This window comes from Pseudomonas laurylsulfatiphila (assembly GCF_002934665.1).
GTDB classification, from domain to species: domain Bacteria; phylum Pseudomonadota; class Gammaproteobacteria; order Pseudomonadales; family Pseudomonadaceae; genus Aquipseudomonas; species Aquipseudomonas laurylsulfatiphila.
This window is the reverse complement of sequence record NZ_NIRS01000001.1, coordinates 872,528-886,883: the sequence shown is the minus strand read 5'-3', so window position 1 is coordinate 886,883 and position 14,356 is coordinate 872,528. Positions and strand designations below refer to the sequence as shown.

Here is a 14,356-nt window from a genome sequence, read left to right as displayed (position 1 = left end):
TCATTGTTTCAGCTTCGCTTGCCGCTTGCGCCGAGCTTCCGGAGCCCAGTCAAGGGCGCCCACTCGGAATAGGTAGACAAGGCCTGCCAACAGAATTGCTATGAAAACGAGAGCTTCGACGAATCCGGTCCAGCCGCTTTCGCGGACGGACACAGACCATGCAAAGAGAAAGAGGGCTTCGATATCGAAGATCACGAAGAGCATCGCGACCAGATAGAATTTGGCTGAGAGCCGCAAGCGGGCGCCACCTGTAGGTAGCATGCCGGACTCGAACGGTTCGTTTTTGCTGCGGCCCCAGGCTTTTGACCCGAGGAGGCTGGAGACGCCCAGCATGAAGGCGCAGAGGCCGACGACGCCTAGAAGGAAAATGGCAAAGCCCCAGTTGTGGGCCATGAGTCCTGTCGCTTCGGGCATGCTGGTAATCCTTAACAGAGAGCAAAGGTCTCTGAGCTTGAAAAGAAACAAAAGCAGTGACGATATGTCGCAGCAATCAATCCCGCTGATTTTATGGCTAAACACCCGGCAAGTAAAATTCCTATAGCGAAATTATTTATAGGAATAAGGACATAGGGAACCCCAAAAGCCCTGTGGCCCTTGGCCCGTGGGCATTAGCCGGCATTTCGTCAATTATGTTTTGTAAGGAATGTAACGAACATCGTTGCGGCTAAATGATAATCAATATTGTTTGGCTTGGTTTTTATACTGCTTGTCCTTCAGATACTCGGGAAGTTGTCTTATATGGGCATTACTTGTAGGAGCGAGCTCGCTCGCGATGGTCGTGAACGATAACGCGGGGAACCAGATTCCCCAGCGGCGTCCTTGAGTTTTTCGCGAGCAGGCTCGCTCCTACAGGGAGAGTGTGGTGTTGGTGAAATCGCAGGCAAAAAAAACGCCCCGAACCAGGCGGTCGGGGCGTCAGATGTGCAGCGCTGCGGTTAGCTTTCTATTCGGCCCGCAGCGGCTGATGTCTCAGGCGAAGCAGATCAGTGGAACTGTTCTTCTTCAGTCGAACCGGTCAGCGCGGTTACCGAAGACGAGCCACCCTGGATCACGGTGGTCATATCGTCGAAGTAGCCGGTGCCCACTTCCTGCTGGTGAGCCACGAAGGTGTAGCCCTTGGCGGCGTCAGCGAATTCCTGCTCCTGCAGCTTCACGTAGGCAGTCATGTCGTTGCGGGCGTAGTCGTGCGCCAGGTTGAACATGCTGTGCCACATGTTGTGAATGCCGGCCAGGGTGATGAACTGGTGCTTGTAGCCCATGGCGGACAGTTCGCGCTGGAACTTGGCGATGGTCGCGTCGTCCAGGTTTTTCTTCCAGTTGAAGGAAGGCGAGCAGTTGTACGACAGCAGTTGGTCCGGGTATTCCTTCTTGATCGCTTCAGCGAAGCGACGAGCCTCGTCCAGGTCCGGCTTGGCGGTTTCGCACCAGATCAGGTCGGCGTACGGCGCGTAGGCCAGGCCGCGAGCGATGGCCTGGTCCAGACCGGCGCGCACTTTGTAGAAGCCTTCCTGGGTACGTTCGCCAGTCACGAATGGCTGGTCGTACGGGTCGCAGTCGGACGTCAGCAGGTCAGCGGCGTTGGCGTCGGTACGGGCCAGGATGATGGTCGGAGTACCGGCGACGTCAGCTGCCAGACGGGCAGCGGTCAGCTTCTGTACGGCTTCCTGGGTAGGAACCAGTACCTTGCCGCCCATGTGGCCGCATTTTTTCACGGAAGCCAGCTGGTCTTCGAAGTGAACGCCGGCGGCGCCTGCTTCGATCATGCTCTTCATCAGCTCGTAGGCGTTCAGTACGCCGCCGAAACCGGCTTCAGCGTCAGCCACGATTGGCGCGAAGTAGTCGATGTAGCCAGCGTCGCCAGGGTTCTTGCCGGCTTTCCACTGGATCTGGTCGGCACGACGGAACGAGTTGTTGATGCGCTTGACCACGGTTGGAACCGAGTCTACCGGGTACAGCGACTGATCCGGGTACATCGATTCGGCGGAGTTGTTGTCCGCAGCAACCTGCCAGCCCGACAGGTAGATCGCCTGGATACCGGCTTTGACTTGTTGTACAGCCTGGCCGCCGGTCAGGGCGCCCATGCAGTTGACGAAATCTTTCTCAGGACGGAAGGCTGGCTTGGCACCCTGGGTGACCAGGTTCCACAGCTTCTCGGCGCCCATTTTTGCAAAGGTGTGCTCAGGTTGAACCGAGCCACGCAGGCGGACGACGTCAGCAGCGGAGTAAGTGCGTGTCACGCCTTTCCAGCGCGGGTTTTCAGCCCAGTCTTTTTCGAGGGCTGCAATTTGCTGTTCGCGTGTCAGTGCCATGGGAGATAAACCTCGTCGCGTCTTTATGAAAAGTTGTTCTGCGGTGGAAAATTCCTGCGCTCGCTGACCAGAAGCTTAAGCGGTCAAGTCGGATTCGGCGGGGAGGGCGACGGGATGAACGATGGGCTCGAGGGGAAGTGAGCAGGTAAAGGCGAACTGCGGGCGCATTCGGGCGTCGTGGGCCTTGGTACGAACATCAGTGTGCTGCCGGGTTACCTATTACGCTTCCGTCCCTCGGGACAACTTCGTTCCAGTCGACAACCTCGTCAAACACACCTTGTGGGCGGTACAGACACGAAGCGGTTCGCGGGGTAGGTGCGAACATCGCCTCGAAGGCCCTTGCCAGGGCCCCTGATTAGCGGGAGCGAGGCCATCATGCCTTCGCTTTTTAGGCTCGTCAAACGTTTTGTAGTGCTTTTTTTAAAGCACTACATCTTTGGTCTAATACGACTCGCCAGTCAGTTTTCGGTGGTTTAGTCCAAGGTGTCGACTTTCACCCGCAAAGTCATGTCGTTGCGGCCCTGGGTTGAGTAGCTGCGGGTCTGGCCCTGTTTGTCGGCCTGGGTCTGGCCATTGACCCCGGCCAACAGGATCCACTCACCGAGGTGGCCGGTGACGGTTGTGTCGGTACTTTGCACGTTCACTACATCCTGACGTTCCTGGCTCAGGCGGTCACGGTTGGTACTGATCGAGAGGTGAACGATGTCGCCGGTGACGTTTGCGGTGACGTAAAAGCCCTGGGTGACGTTGCGGTATTCGGTCTGGCTGCGCAGGTCGCCATAGGAATCGGTCTGCGAACTGGTCAGCGGCACGCTCTGGCCGACCTGGATCAGCGCCGGTGCGCCTTCGCTGGCCTGCACTTGCTGAATGCCGCCGTCGCGGCTGTCGGTGCTGTAGTTGATGATGCGGGTCTTGGCGCTGTTGGCTGAAGAACCCTGGTCACCCTGGAAGTTGTTGTCGCTGGTGTCGACAGTGATCAGCAGGCGCTTGGGTGCCGTGTCGAGTTGGGAAAGAAGGGCTTTAAGTTCGTCGATCTTGCGCTGATCGGCGTTGACGATGAGTTGATTGCCGTAGGCGCTGACCTGTCCGTCCTTGCCGACGAAATCCTGCGCCACCGGTAGAAGATCGGCACTGGTGTGGTACTTGAGGGGGACGATTTCTGTGGCTGCCATCACCGAAAAACTGCAGCCCAGCAGCAGGGTGGTGAGCAGGGTGCGTAGGGACATATCCGTTATCTCCGGCTTCGTGATTTGTGTAGGAGCGAGCTTGCTCGCGATGGTCGTGAACGAAAATGCTGGAAGCCTGACACCCCGCGGCGCTCTCAAGTCCATCGGGAGCAAGCTCGCTCCTACAAGTGTTGATAGTGCCAGTTTGTCGGCCCGGTGTGGCACTAGTTGAATCCTAGACAGCAAAACGCCCCGGTATCCGAAGATAGCGGGGCGTTTTGTGGTGTGCTGCATATAAAGATCGCAGCCTGCGGCAGCTCCTACAGGAGAATGTAAAACCCTGTAGGAGCTGCCGAAGACTGCGATCTTTTGATCTTAACTGTGCCGAACCATGTCCACATGCGGAATCCCGGCTTCCAGGAACTCCTCACTGACCAAGTGAAAGCCCAGGCGCTCATAGAACGCCGTGGCTTGTACCTGGGCGCTGAGCATCTGCTGCTTGAGTCCGCGCTCTTCGGCTTCACCGATGACCGCTTGCATCAGCGCATCGCCGACTTTCAGGCCGCGCCAGTCCTTGAGTACCGAGACCCGGCCGACGTGACCGTCAGGCAGTAAGCGCGCGGTGCCAATCGGAAAGTCGCCTTCGTAAGCGAGGAAATGCACTGCATCAATGTCATCGGCGTCCCATTCCAGTTCTGGCGGAACGGATTGCTCGGCGACGAACACCGCTTCACGAATGCGCCGGATCTCGGCGTTGTCCTTTTGCCAGTCTGCGACACGTACGTGAATCTTATTCATCGGCAAACCCCAGGCTTCCTTGCTTGACCAGTTCGCACAGCAGGCCGCGGCCGTCTTCATCGCTCAACCATTCGCCGAGGTTGTCGGCGTGCAGCGCGTCGGCGGCGCAGATCATCTTCAGCAGTTCGCGCAGTTTGCCCGGCAGGTAACGGCTCTGGCCGCTGGCGAACAGCAGCAGGTCGTCATCGACTTCGGACCACGCCAGGCGCGCGCTCGGGTTGCGAATCAGGATCGCGCCTTGTTCCAGGGCGGACATGAAGTCCTCTTCTTCGACGTCTTCCGGACCCACCACCAGTTCCGGGTAGCGTGGCTCGGTCATGAACTGGCCGAACCAGGTCAGCAGCAGGCGCTCGTCGCTCATGTGCTCAGCCAGCAGGCCTTTGAGGCGGTCGAGTGCATCGCGCTGGATCTGGTGAGGATCGGCAGTCGGCAAGGCGTCGGCGTCGGTGTAGCGTTCTTCGTCCGACAGGAACTGGCTGAGGAAGTCAGTGAAGTGGGTCAGCACTTCAGCAGCGCTCGGCGCGCGGAAGCCCACCGAGTAGGTCATGCAGTCATCCACGGCGACGCCACAGTGGGCCAGGCGCGGCGGCAGGTAGAGCATGTCGCCCGGTTCCAGCACCCATTCATCGGTGGCTTCGAATTCGGAGAGGATGCGCAGGTCGGCGTGGGCCAGCATCGGGCTCTCGGCGTTGCACATCTGGCCGATCTTCCAGTTGCGCTTGCCGTGGCCTTGCAGAAGGAACACGTCGTAGTTGTCGAAGTGTGGACCCACGCTGCCGCCCGGCGCGGCGTAGCTGATCATCACGTCGTCGATGCGCCAGCTCGGCAGGAAGCGGAAATTTTCCAGCAGTTCGCTGACTTCCGGGACGAACTGATCCACGGCCTGAACCAGCAGGGTCCAGTCACGCTCAGGCAGCTTGCTGAATTCATCTTCGGCGAACGGGCCGCGACGCAATTCCCATGGGCGCTCGCCATTCTCAATGATCAGGCGCGATTCGACTTCTTCTTCCAGCGCCAGGCCGGCCAGTTCGTCGGCGTCGATCGGGCTTTCGAAATCAGGAATCGCCTGGCGGATCAACAGCGGCTTTTTCTGCCAGTAATCGCGCAGGAATTCCCGTGCCGTGATGCCGCCCAGAAGTTGAAGAGGAATATCAGGATTCATGTGTAACCTATTGAAAAAATGCACTTTTCAGACGGGAATAAAAACGCCCGGCGCGGCCGGGCGTCTTCAAAGGGTCTAGCGATCGATCAGATGCGTTTGGCTTGTTCCACGGCATTGCCGATGTAGTTCGCCGGGGTGAGCAGTTTCAGCTCGGCCTTGGCGGCGGCTGGCATGTCCAGGCCGTCGATGAAAGTCTGCAGCGCTTCAGGGCTGATGCCCTTGCCGCGGGTCAGTTCTTTCAGTTTTTCGTACGGGTTTTCGATGTTGTAGCGGCGCATCACGGTCTGGATCGGCTCGGCCAATACTTCCCAGCAAGCGTCCAGGTCGGCGGCAATCTTCTGCTCGTTGAGCTCAAGTTTGCTGATGCCCTTGAGGCTGGCTTCGTACGCGATCACGCTGTGGGCGAAGCCGACGCCGAGGTTGCGCAGTACGGTGGAGTCGGTCAGGTCGCGCTGCCAGCGGGAGATCGGCAGCTTGCTCGCCAGGTGCTGGAACAGTGCGTTGGCGATGCCCAGGTTGCCTTCGGAGTTTTCGAAGTCGATCGGGTTGACCTTGTGCGGCATGGTCGACGAACCGATTTCGCCAGCGATGGTGCGCTGTTTGAAATAACCCAGGGAGATGTAGCCCCAGATGTCGCGGTCGAAGTCGATCAGGATGGTGTTGAAGCGGGCGATCGCGTCGAACAGCTCGGCAATGTAGTCGTGCGGTTCGATCTGCGTGGTGTACGGGTTGAAGCCCAGGCCCAGTTCGTCTTCGATGAAGGCGCGGGCATTGGCTTCCCAGTCGATCTCAGGGTAGGCCGACAGGTGGGCGTTGTAGTTGCCGACAGCGCCGTTGATCTTGCCCAGCAGCGGAACGGCAGCGACTTGAGCGATCTGGCGCTCCAGGCGGTAAACCACGTTCGCCAGTTCTTTGCCCAGGGTGGTCGGCGAGGCCGGTTGACCGTGGGTGCGCGACAGCATCGGCACGTCGGCGAAACGGATGGCCAGTTCGCGGATGGCGTTGGCGGTCTGGCGCATCAGCGGCAGCATCACGTCATCACGGCCTTCGCGCAGCATCAGGGCGTGGGACAGGTTGTTGATGTCCTCGCTGGTGCAGGCAAAGTGGATGAACTCGCTGACCTTGGCCAGTTCCGGCAGCTTGGCCGCTTGCTCTTTGAGCAGGTACTCGATGGCCTTGACGTCGTGGTTGGTGGTGCGCTCGATCTCTTTGACGCGCTCGGCGTGCTCCAGAGAGAAGTTTTCCGCCAGGGTGTTGAGCACAGCGTTGGCTTCGGCGGAGAACGCCGGCACTTCGCTGATGGCAGGGTGAGCGGCCAGGCGCTGGAGCCAGCGCACTTCAACCAGAACGCGGGCACGGATCAGGCCGTACTCGCTGAAAATTGGGCGCAGGGCCTGGGTTTTGCCGGCGTAGCGGCCGTCAACAGGGGAAACCGCAGTGAGCGAAGAGAGCTGCATGGGGTGTTCTCGGACAGTCGGGCAACGAAATGGGGCGCGTATCATACATGAAAAAATCCGCCGGTCCGTCGCCAACTGACCGGCGTATTACGCGTATTGCAGAGTTCGGTACTGTCGATGCGGGTTATTCGTTACGCATCAAGGGGTAAAGCTCTTTGAGCAATTTGCGACGGCTGATCACCAGCTGCCAGCGATGACCGCCCAATTGCCGCCACAGGCGTGCAGAACGGATGCCGGCCAGCAGCAGGGCACGAATTTTCGAGGCGTTGCTCGGTTGTTGCAGGTTGCGCATGTCGCCGTGCACCTGGATGCGTTGGCGCAGGGTGCTCAACGTGTCCTGGTACAGCGCGCCGCAGGCGGCGATCACATTTTCGTGAGCCGGGCCGAAGTGTTCGACCTGGGACTGAATCTGCGGCAAGCGCTTGCCGATCACCTCGAGCATGTCGCCACGTTTTGCCAGTTGGCGCTCAAGACCGAGCATGGCCAGGGCATAGCGCAGCGGCTCGCGCTGCAGGGCGCTCGGGTCGCGCTCGAGGGCGCCGATCAGGGCGCGATAGCCTTCACGCAGGTTGATGTCATCGCCGCCATAGACTTCCAGGGTGTCCTTGGGGTCGCGGATCAGAAGGCTGCCGAGCATGCAGGTCAGGCCGGCCTCGTTGGTCTGGCCGCTCTTGGCAATCCTGTCCACCAGCACCGCGGCGAGAAACACGCCGCCCAGTGCTGTCAGTTGCTCCTGAATCGGGTTCATAGGGCCTGGCCCTTGCTCGTCCACGGCTCGGCTACTTCAATCACACCACCGCCGAGGCAGATTTCACCGTCATAGAACACCACGGACTGGCCTGGGGTCACCGCGCGTTGCGGATCATCGAACGTCGCGCGATAACCGGTGGCGGTTTTTTCCAGGGTGCAGGGCTGGTCGCTCTGACGATAACGAACCTTGGCGGTCAGCTTGCGTGGCTGGCTCAGGTCGATCGGGTTGACCCAGTAGATATCGGAAGTGAGCAGGGCGCGGGAGAACAGCCACGGGTGGTCATTGCCCTGGCCAACGATCAGTTCGTTGTGCTCCAGGTCCTTGATCAGCACGTACCACGGCTCGTCACTGGCGTCTTTCAGGCCGCCGATGCCCAGGCCCTGACGCTGGCCGATGGTGTGATACATCAGGCCATGATGACGGCCGATGATTTCACCTTCGGTGGTCTTGATCTCGCCCGGTTGTGCCGGCAGGTACTGTTTGAGGAAATCGCTGAAACGGCGCTCGCCGATAAAGCAGATCCCGGTGGAGTCCTTCTTCTTCGCGGTCGCCAGTTCGTATTTCTCGGCAATCGCGCGCACTTGCGGTTTTTCCAGTTCGCCGACCGGGAACAGGGTCTTGGCGATCTGTTCGCCGCCGACGGCGTGCAGGAAGTAGCTCTGGTCCTTGTTCGGGTCCAGGCCCTTGAGCAGTTCGGTGCGGCCATCGATGTCGCGGCGACGCACGTAGTGACCGGTGGCGATCAGGTCTGCGCCAAGCATCATGGCGTAGTCGAGGAACGCCTTGAACTTGATTTCGCGGTTGCACAGGATGTCCGGGTTCGGCGTGCGTCCGGCCTTGTATTCGGCCAGGAAATGCTCGAACACGTTGTCCCAGTACTCGGCGGCGAAGTTGGCGGTGTGCAGCTTGATGCCGATCTTGTCGCACACGGCCTGGGCGTCCGCCAGGTCATCCATGGCGGTGCAGTATTCCGTTCCATCGTCTTCCTCCCAGTTCTTCATGAACAGGCCTTCCACCTCATAACCCTGCTCGATCAGCAGGAGGGCGGAAACGGAAGAGTCCACGCCGCCGGACATGCCGACAATGACGCGCTTCTTTTGTGTGTCAGAAGGGGCTGGATCACGCATAGGGATTCAATGAGTGTCTTGAAAAAGGACGCGATTCTAACAGGCTGGAGCCTGCATGGCTAAAGAGAAGGACGGATCAATTCAAGGTCGAAGTGAATGCCTGCCAGATAGTCGTCGATACAGCGGATGATCAACTCGCTGCGCCAGTTGTCGCGTTGTTCCATTAATTCGTCGCGGGTCAACCACTTGGCACCGACGATGCCGTCGTCCAGTTGATAATCCGGGTGGTGTTTCAGTGGTTTTGCGATGAAGCAGACCCGCTGGTAGGTTACGCCGTTGCTCGGGGCGGTGTAGAGGTAAATGCCCAGTACGCCGGTCGGTTCGACGTCCCAGCCGGTTTCCTCGAGGGTTTCGCGCACGGCGGCTTCGGTCAGGGTTTCGTTCGGGTCCAGGTGGCCGGCGGGCTGGTTCAGTACCAGGCGACCGTGCTTGAGTTCTTCGACCATCAGGAAGCGGCCGTTGTCTTCGACGATGGTGGCGACGGTGATGTGGGGTTTCCAGTCCATGAGATTTCCTCGGTATTCGGAATTGACAAGATCGCAGCCTTCGGCAGCTCCTACAAGGATCGGTGTAGGAGCTGCCGAAGGCTGCGATCTTTTGATCTTTGCCAGAAACACAAACCCCGGCACATGGCCGGGGTTTGTGGTGCTTCCTTACAACCTTAAACCAACGCTGCAACCGCTGCGTTGAAGGTTGCGCTTGGGCGCATGGCCTTGCTGATCAGCTCGGCGTCGGCGTAGTAGTAACCGCCGATGTCCACTGGCTTGCCCTGAACGGCGTTGAGTTCGGCAACGATGGTCGCCTCGTTCTCGGTCAGGGTTTTGGCCAGGGTCGCGAACTGCGCTTGCAGTGCAGTGTCTTCGGTCTGGGCGGCCAGGGCTTGAGCCCAGTACAGCGCCAGGTAGAAGTGGCTGCCGCGGTTGTCGATGTTGCCGACTTTGCGCGATGGCGACTTGTTGTTGTCCAGGAACTGGCCGGTGGCCTGGTCCAGGGTCTTGGCCAGTACCAGCGCCTTTGGATTGTCGTAGGTCGCGCCCAGGTGTTCCAGGGACGCGGCCAGGGCCAGGAATTCACCCAGCGAATCCCAGCGCAGGAAGTTCTCTTCCAGCAGTTGCTGAACGTGCTTCGGCGCCGAACCGCCAGCGCCGGTTTCGAACAGGCCACCGCCGTTCATCAGCGGCACAATCGACAGCATCTTGGCGCTGGTGCCCAGTTCCATGATCGGGAACAGGTCGGTCAGGTAGTCGCGCAGTACGTTGCCGGTCACCGAGATGGTGTCCTTGCCTTCGCGGGTGCGCTGCAGGGTGAACTTCATGGCGTCGACAGGCGACATGATCTGGATGTCCAGGCCGGCGGTGTCGTGGTCCTTCAGGTAAGCCTGAACTTTCTCGATCACCACGCCGTCGTGGGCGCGCATTGGGTCCAGCCAGAAAATCGCCGGAGTGCTGCTGGCGCGAGCACGGTTGACCGCCAGTTTGACCCAGTCCTGGATCGGTGCATCTTTGGTCTGGCACATGCGGAAGATGTCGCCGGCTTCGACCGACTGTTCCAGCAGCAGGTTGCCCTTGCTGTCGGTGACGCGAACAACGCCGTCAGCCTTGATCTGGAAGGTCTTGTCGTGGGAGCCGTACTCTTCGGCTTTCTTCGCCATCAAGCCAACGTTCGGCACGCTGCCCATGGTGGTCGGGTCGAATGCGCCGTTGGCTTTGCAATCTTCGATCACGGCCTGGTAGATGGTGGCGTAGCAACGATCCGGGATCACGGCCTTGGTGTCGTGCAACTGGCCGTCGGTGCCCCACATCTTGCCGGAGTCGCGGATCATCGCTGGCATCGAGGCGTCGACGATCACGTCGCTCGGCACGTGCAGGTTGGTGATGCCTTTGTCGGAGTTGACCATCGCCAGGGAAGGGCGAGCGGCGTAGACCGCCTGGATGTCAGCTTCGATGGCCGCTTGCTGTTCAGCAGGCAGGGCCTTGATGCGAGCGTACAGGTCGCCGATGCCGTTGTTCAGGTTGAAGCCGATCTGTGCCAGCACGTCAGCGTGCTTGGCCAGTGCGTCTTTATAGAACTCGGCAACGATCTGGCCGAACATGATCGGGTCGGAGACCTTCATCATGGTCGCTTTCAAGTGAACCGACAGCAGCACGCCTTGTGCCTTGGCGTCTTCGATTTCGGCGGCGATGAAGCTGCGCAGGGCGTTTTTGCTCATGACCGCGCAATCGAGGATCTCACCGGCTTGTACGCTGGTCTTTTCTTTCAGGACGGTGGCGGTGCCGTCCTGAGCGATCAGTTCGATTTTCACGGCGTCAGCGGCGTCGATCAGGGCGGCTTTTTCGCTGCCGTAGAAATCGCCGGTGCTCATGTGCGCGATGTGGGACTTGGAGTCCTTGGCCCAGGCGCCCATTTTGTGCGGGTGCTTGCGCGCGTAGTTCTTGACCGACAGCGGAGCGCGACGGTCGGAGTTGCCTTCACGCAGAACCGGGTTCACGGCGCTGCCCTTGACCTTGTCGTAGCGCGCCTTGGCTTCTTTGTCGGCGTCGCAGGTCACGGTTTCCGGGTAGTCCGGCAGGTTGTAGCCCTGGGCTTGCAGCTCTTTGATCGCCGCTTGCAGTTGTGGAACCGAAGCACTGATGTTCGGCAGCTTGATGATGTTGGCTTCAGGCGTAACGGCCAGGGCGCCCAGTTCGGCGAGGTGGTCGGCTACGGCTTTGTCACCCAGTTGCTCGGGGAAGCTGGCCAGGATGCGCCCTGCAAGAGAGATATCGCGGGTTTCAACGGCGATATCAGCCGAGGCGGTGAACGCCTCTACGATAGGCAACAGTGAATAGGTGGCGAGGGCAGGAGCTTCGTCGGTGAAGGTATAGATGATCTTCGAGCGGGTGGGCATATTCGGATTAACTCTCTCTTCTTTGCTAAAGCGTGCGCAGAAACTCGAGGGCGCCGGGTAAGCGCGTTCGTTCAAAGTCATCCATGAGCCGAATATCGAGGTTTCGTTGCTGTGATGTTGGGTGCATCAGTAGGGTGTCAAGTAGCCGGGCTGCGGTAACAGATCGGCTTTCGGCGGAAACGCTCGTCGCTTTTTATCAAGCGGCGGGCCGTTCAACCTGACGTGACCCTTTAGTCAGCGGCGGCATTATACATAGGTAGCTGGCAATCTGCCGATGGTTCATACGCAACGAATGTCGTCCATTGGTCTAAAGGTCGCAGGGGCGAGGAGGGCGTAAGGTCATTCGTCGTGCTTGAGTTTGGCGTTTTTCCCTTTGCTTTCAGGCTTGTAGGCCGCTGGTTGTGCGGCTTTGCGGCATATGGATAGAACATAGGGTTTGCGCGCCGATTCAACTGGGTTACGCTCGAACCAAGCCAGATGTTCAATCCAATCAATGGAGTTCAGCATGGGTTACAAGAAGATTCAGGTTCCAGCCGTCGGCGACAAAATCACCGTCAATGCAGACCATTCTCTCAATGTTCCTAATAACCCGATCATCCCCTTCATCGAAGGCGACGGCATTGGTGTCGACATCAGCCCGGTCATGATCAAGGTTGTCGATGCTGCTGTTAAGAAGGCTTATGGTGGCGAGCGCAAGATTTCCTGGATGGAGGTGTACGCCGGGGAAAAAGCGACTCAGGTCTACGATCAGGACACTTGGCTGCCTCAGGAAACCCTGGACGCGGTCAAGGATTACGTGGTTTCCATCAAGGGCCCGCTGACCACCCCGGTCGGTGGCGGCATCCGTTCGCTGAACGTGGCCCTGCGCCAGCAACTGGACCTGTACGTCTGCCTGCGCCCGGTGCGCTGGTTCGAAGGCGTGCCTAGCCCGGTCAAGAAGCCGGGCGATGTCGACATGACCATCTTCCGCGAGAACTCCGAAGACATCTACGCCGGCATTGAGTGGAAGGCCGGTACGCCGGAAGCCACCAAGGTCATCAAGTTCCTCAAGGAAGAAATGGGCGTCACCAAGATCCGTTTCGACGAGAACTGCGGTATCGGTGTCAAGCCGGTTTCGCTGCAAGGCACCAAGCGTCTGGCGCGCAAGGCCCTGCAATATGTGGTCGACAACGATCGCGATTCGCTGACCATCGTGCACAAAGGCAACATCATGAAGTTCACCGAAGGTGCCTTCAAGGAATGGGCCTACGAAGTGGCGGCTGAAGAATTCGGCGCGACCCTGCTCGACGGCGGTCCGTGGATGCAGTTCAAGAACCCGAAAACCGGCAAGAACGTCATCGTCAAGGATGCCATCGCCGACGCCATGCTCCAGCAGATCCTGCTGCGCCCGGCCGAGTACGATGTGATCGCGACCCTGAACCTGAACGGTGACTACCTCTCCGACGCCCTGGCGGCGGAAGTGGGCGGTATCGGTATCGCACCGGGTGCCAACCTGTCCGACACCGTGGCCATGTTCGAAGCCACCCACGGTACGGCGCCGAAGTACGCCGGCAAGGACCAGGTCAACCCGGGTTCGCTGATCCTCTCCGCTGAAATGATGCTGCGCCACATGGGCTGGACCGAAGCGGCCGACCTGATCATCAAGGGCACCAATGGCGCGATTTCCGCCAAGACCGTGACCTATGATTTCGAGCGTCTGATGGAGGGCGCGAAACTGGTGTCGTCCTCCGGTTTCGGTGATGCGCTGATCTCGCACATGTAAGAAAACGCAGGTACACAAAAACCGCCTGATTCAAGAAGTTGAGTCAGGCGGTTTTTTATGACTGGGCGACGGTGTGCGCTTAAGCTGTAACGGTTTGCGGCACAGTAGTCGAAGGAGTGATCGCCGTATCCGCAGGGGCACCGATGTTGACCGCATGCAGGCCTTTGGGGCCCTGGATGATGTCGAATACGACAGCTTGCCCGGCTTTCAGGGTTTTATAACCTTCCATTTTAATGGTCGAGTAGTGGGCAAACAGATCTTCTGTCTTGCCTTCCTCGTTGATGAAACCGTAACCCTTGGCGTTGTTGAACCACTTCACCTTGCCGACTGCCATACCCAACTCCCTCTGCAACAGACTCCATCACTGGAGTATCATCCAGTACATCCGCAGTCAAACCTGTAAATAAGTTTGACTCCGCGGACCTTTTTTACCCACTGTGGGCTCTATTGGTTGTAACACCCTTTTGCCGATAGTCAAGCTGACCGGCAGTCGGAGTTGAAATCGCTGATAGCCGCCCCCACCACTGTTTTTGAACAACTGACGAACCTTTCTTTCCATGCATGCAATCAGCCAGATTCGACTAACATTCAATCAGGATCGCCCTGATTTACACGACGACGATTCCGCAGGCATTGCTGTTCAGGAGGCAAAGCCTGCTCTACAGGCGCCGCCGATGTACAAGGTGGTTTTGTTCAACGATGACTACACACCGATGGATTTCGTCGTCGAAGTGCTCGAGGTGTTTTTTAACCTGAATCGCGAGCTGGCGACCAAGGTCATGCTGGCCGTCCATACAGAAGGACGGGCAGTATGTGGAGTGTTTACCCGCGACATCGCGGAGACCAAGGCCATGCAGGTCAACCAGTACGCCAGGGAAAGCCAGCATCCGCTACTCTGTGAAATCGAGAAGGACGGTTAATCGCCGACCACTTGGGT

14 protein-coding genes are annotated in these 14,356 nt (G+C 58.9%); 2 read left to right on the top strand and 12 right to left on the bottom strand.

Annotated features, from left to right (window positions below):
* The 11 genes from CD175_RS04170 to CD175_RS31290 all read right to left on the bottom strand — a co-directional run bounded on the left by CD175_RS04170 (position 1) and on the right by CD175_RS31290 (position 12,164).
* A complete protein-coding gene (locus CD175_RS04170; RefSeq protein ID WP_003223812.1) occupies positions 1–414 on the bottom strand; it encodes an NADH-quinone oxidoreductase subunit A in 414 nt (137 codons plus the stop codon).
* Between the two features lie 569 nt (positions 415–983).
* Entirely contained in the window at positions 984–2,309 is a 1,326-nt protein-coding gene (aceA, locus tag CD175_RS04165) for an isocitrate lyase (RefSeq protein WP_007970439.1), read from the bottom strand.
* Between the two features lie 473 nt (positions 2,310–2,782).
* The gene (locus CD175_RS04160) at positions 2,783–3,535 is read right to left on the bottom strand and encodes a secretin N-terminal domain-containing protein (RefSeq protein WP_104447784.1); all 753 of its coding nucleotides are present in this window, start codon (positions 3,533–3,535) and stop codon (positions 2,783–2,785) included.
* A gap of 315 nt (positions 3,536–3,850) precedes the next feature.
* A complete protein-coding gene (locus CD175_RS04155; RefSeq protein ID WP_104447783.1) occupies positions 3,851–4,273 on the bottom strand; it encodes a GNAT family N-acetyltransferase in 423 nt (140 codons plus the stop codon).
* Positions 4,266–5,435, bottom strand: coding sequence for a ribosomal protein uL16 3-hydroxylase (locus CD175_RS04150; protein WP_104447782.1), 1,170 nt, complete (start codon positions 5,433–5,435; stop codon positions 4,266–4,268). The genes CD175_RS04155 and CD175_RS04150 overlap by 8 nt, the downstream gene beginning before the upstream one ends.
* Before the next feature lie 86 nt (positions 5,436–5,521).
* The gene (purB, locus tag CD175_RS04145; RefSeq protein WP_007972090.1) at positions 5,522–6,892 is read right to left on the bottom strand and encodes an adenylosuccinate lyase; all 1,371 of its coding nucleotides are present in this window, start codon (positions 6,890–6,892) and stop codon (positions 5,522–5,524) included.
* Between the two features lie 124 nt (positions 6,893–7,016).
* Complete coding sequence (gene hflD / locus CD175_RS04140) at positions 7,017–7,640, bottom strand: high frequency lysogenization protein HflD (RefSeq protein WP_104447781.1); 624 nt, start codon at positions 7,638–7,640, stop codon at positions 7,017–7,019.
* The gene (gene mnmA / locus CD175_RS04135) at positions 7,637–8,770 is read right to left on the bottom strand and encodes a tRNA 2-thiouridine(34) synthase MnmA (RefSeq protein WP_104447780.1); all 1,134 of its coding nucleotides are present in this window, start codon (positions 8,768–8,770) and stop codon (positions 7,637–7,639) included. Before mnmA ends, hflD begins: the two co-directional genes overlap by 4 nt.
* Positions 8,771–8,829: 59 nt before the next feature.
* Positions 8,830–9,276 (bottom strand): NUDIX hydrolase, encoded by a 447-nt coding sequence (locus CD175_RS04130; protein WP_104447779.1) that lies wholly within the window; start codon positions 9,274–9,276, stop codon positions 8,830–8,832.
* 155 nt (positions 9,277–9,431) lie between these two features.
* Complete coding sequence (locus tag CD175_RS04125; protein WP_104447778.1) at positions 9,432–11,657, bottom strand: NADP-dependent isocitrate dehydrogenase; 2,226 nt, start codon at positions 11,655–11,657, stop codon at positions 9,432–9,434.
* Positions 11,658–11,996: 339 nt separating this feature from the next.
* Positions 11,997–12,164: a hypothetical protein gene (locus CD175_RS31290; RefSeq protein WP_162831814.1), complete on the bottom strand. Its 168-nt coding sequence runs from the start codon at positions 12,162–12,164 to the stop codon at positions 11,997–11,999.
* Between CD175_RS31290 and icd the strand changes: the two genes are divergently transcribed.
* The gene (gene icd, locus CD175_RS04120) at positions 12,163–13,419 is read left to right on the top strand and encodes an NADP-dependent isocitrate dehydrogenase (protein ID WP_007972065.1); all 1,257 of its coding nucleotides are present in this window, start codon (positions 12,163–12,165) and stop codon (positions 13,417–13,419) included. The two genes, CD175_RS31290 and icd, sit on opposite strands and share 2 nt — an antisense overlap.
* A gap of 79 nt (positions 13,420–13,498) precedes the next feature.
* Here the strand turns inward: icd and cspD are convergent, their stop codons facing one another.
* Positions 13,499–13,753, bottom strand: coding sequence for a cold shock domain-containing protein CspD (gene cspD / locus CD175_RS04115; RefSeq protein WP_104447777.1), 255 nt, complete (start codon positions 13,751–13,753; stop codon positions 13,499–13,501).
* Positions 13,754–13,976: 223 nt separating this feature from the next.
* On the opposite strand from cspD, the gene clpS reads away from it, so the two are divergent.
* Positions 13,977–14,339 carry an ATP-dependent Clp protease adapter ClpS gene (gene clpS, locus CD175_RS04110; RefSeq protein WP_015094394.1) on the top strand — a complete coding sequence of 121 codons (363 nt, stop codon included), beginning with the start codon at positions 13,977–13,979 and terminating at the stop codon, positions 14,337–14,339.
* Positions 14,340–14,356 lie beyond the last annotated feature (17 nt).

Bases quoted from the DNA above. Each gene is read 5' to 3' on its own strand.
- CD175_RS04170 (WP_003223812.1), bottom strand. From the start codon at position 414: ATGCCCGAAGCGACAGGACTCATGGCCCACAACTGGGGCTTTGCCATT.
- aceA (WP_007970439.1), bottom strand. From the start codon at position 2,309: ATGGCACTGACACGCGAACAGCAAATTGCAGCCCTCGAAAAAGACTGG.
- CD175_RS04160 (WP_104447784.1), bottom strand. From the start codon at position 3,535: ATGTCCCTACGCACCCTGCTCACCACCCTGCTGCTGGGCTGCAGTTTT.
- CD175_RS04155 (WP_104447783.1), bottom strand. From the start codon at position 4,273: ATGAATAAGATTCACGTACGTGTCGCAGACTGGCAAAAGGACAACGCC.
- CD175_RS04150 (WP_104447782.1), bottom strand. From the start codon at position 5,435: ATGAATCCTGATATTCCTCTTCAACTTCTGGGCGGCATCACGGCACGG.
- purB (WP_007972090.1), bottom strand. From the start codon at position 6,892: ATGCAGCTCTCTTCGCTCACTGCGGTTTCCCCTGTTGACGGCCGCTAC.
- hflD (WP_104447781.1), bottom strand. From the start codon at position 7,640: ATGAACCCGATTCAGGAGCAACTGACAGCACTGGGCGGCGTGTTTCTC.
- mnmA (WP_104447780.1), bottom strand. From the start codon at position 8,770: ATGCGTGATCCAGCCCCTTCTGACACACAAAAGAAGCGCGTCATTGTC.
- CD175_RS04130 (WP_104447779.1), bottom strand. From the start codon at position 9,276: ATGGACTGGAAACCCCACATCACCGTCGCCACCATCGTCGAAGACAAC.
- CD175_RS04125 (WP_104447778.1), bottom strand. From the start codon at position 11,657: ATGCCCACCCGCTCGAAGATCATCTATACCTTCACCGACGAAGCTCCT.
- icd (WP_007972065.1), top strand. From the start codon at position 12,163: ATGGGTTACAAGAAGATTCAGGTTCCAGCCGTCGGCGACAAAATCACC.
- CD175_RS31290 (WP_162831814.1), bottom strand. From the start codon at position 12,164: ATGCTGAACTCCATTGATTGGATTGAACATCTGGCTTGGTTCGAGCGT.
- cspD (WP_104447777.1), bottom strand. From the start codon at position 13,753: ATGGCAGTCGGCAAGGTGAAGTGGTTCAACAACGCCAAGGGTTACGGT.
- clpS (WP_015094394.1), top strand. From the start codon at position 13,977: ATGCATGCAATCAGCCAGATTCGACTAACATTCAATCAGGATCGCCCT.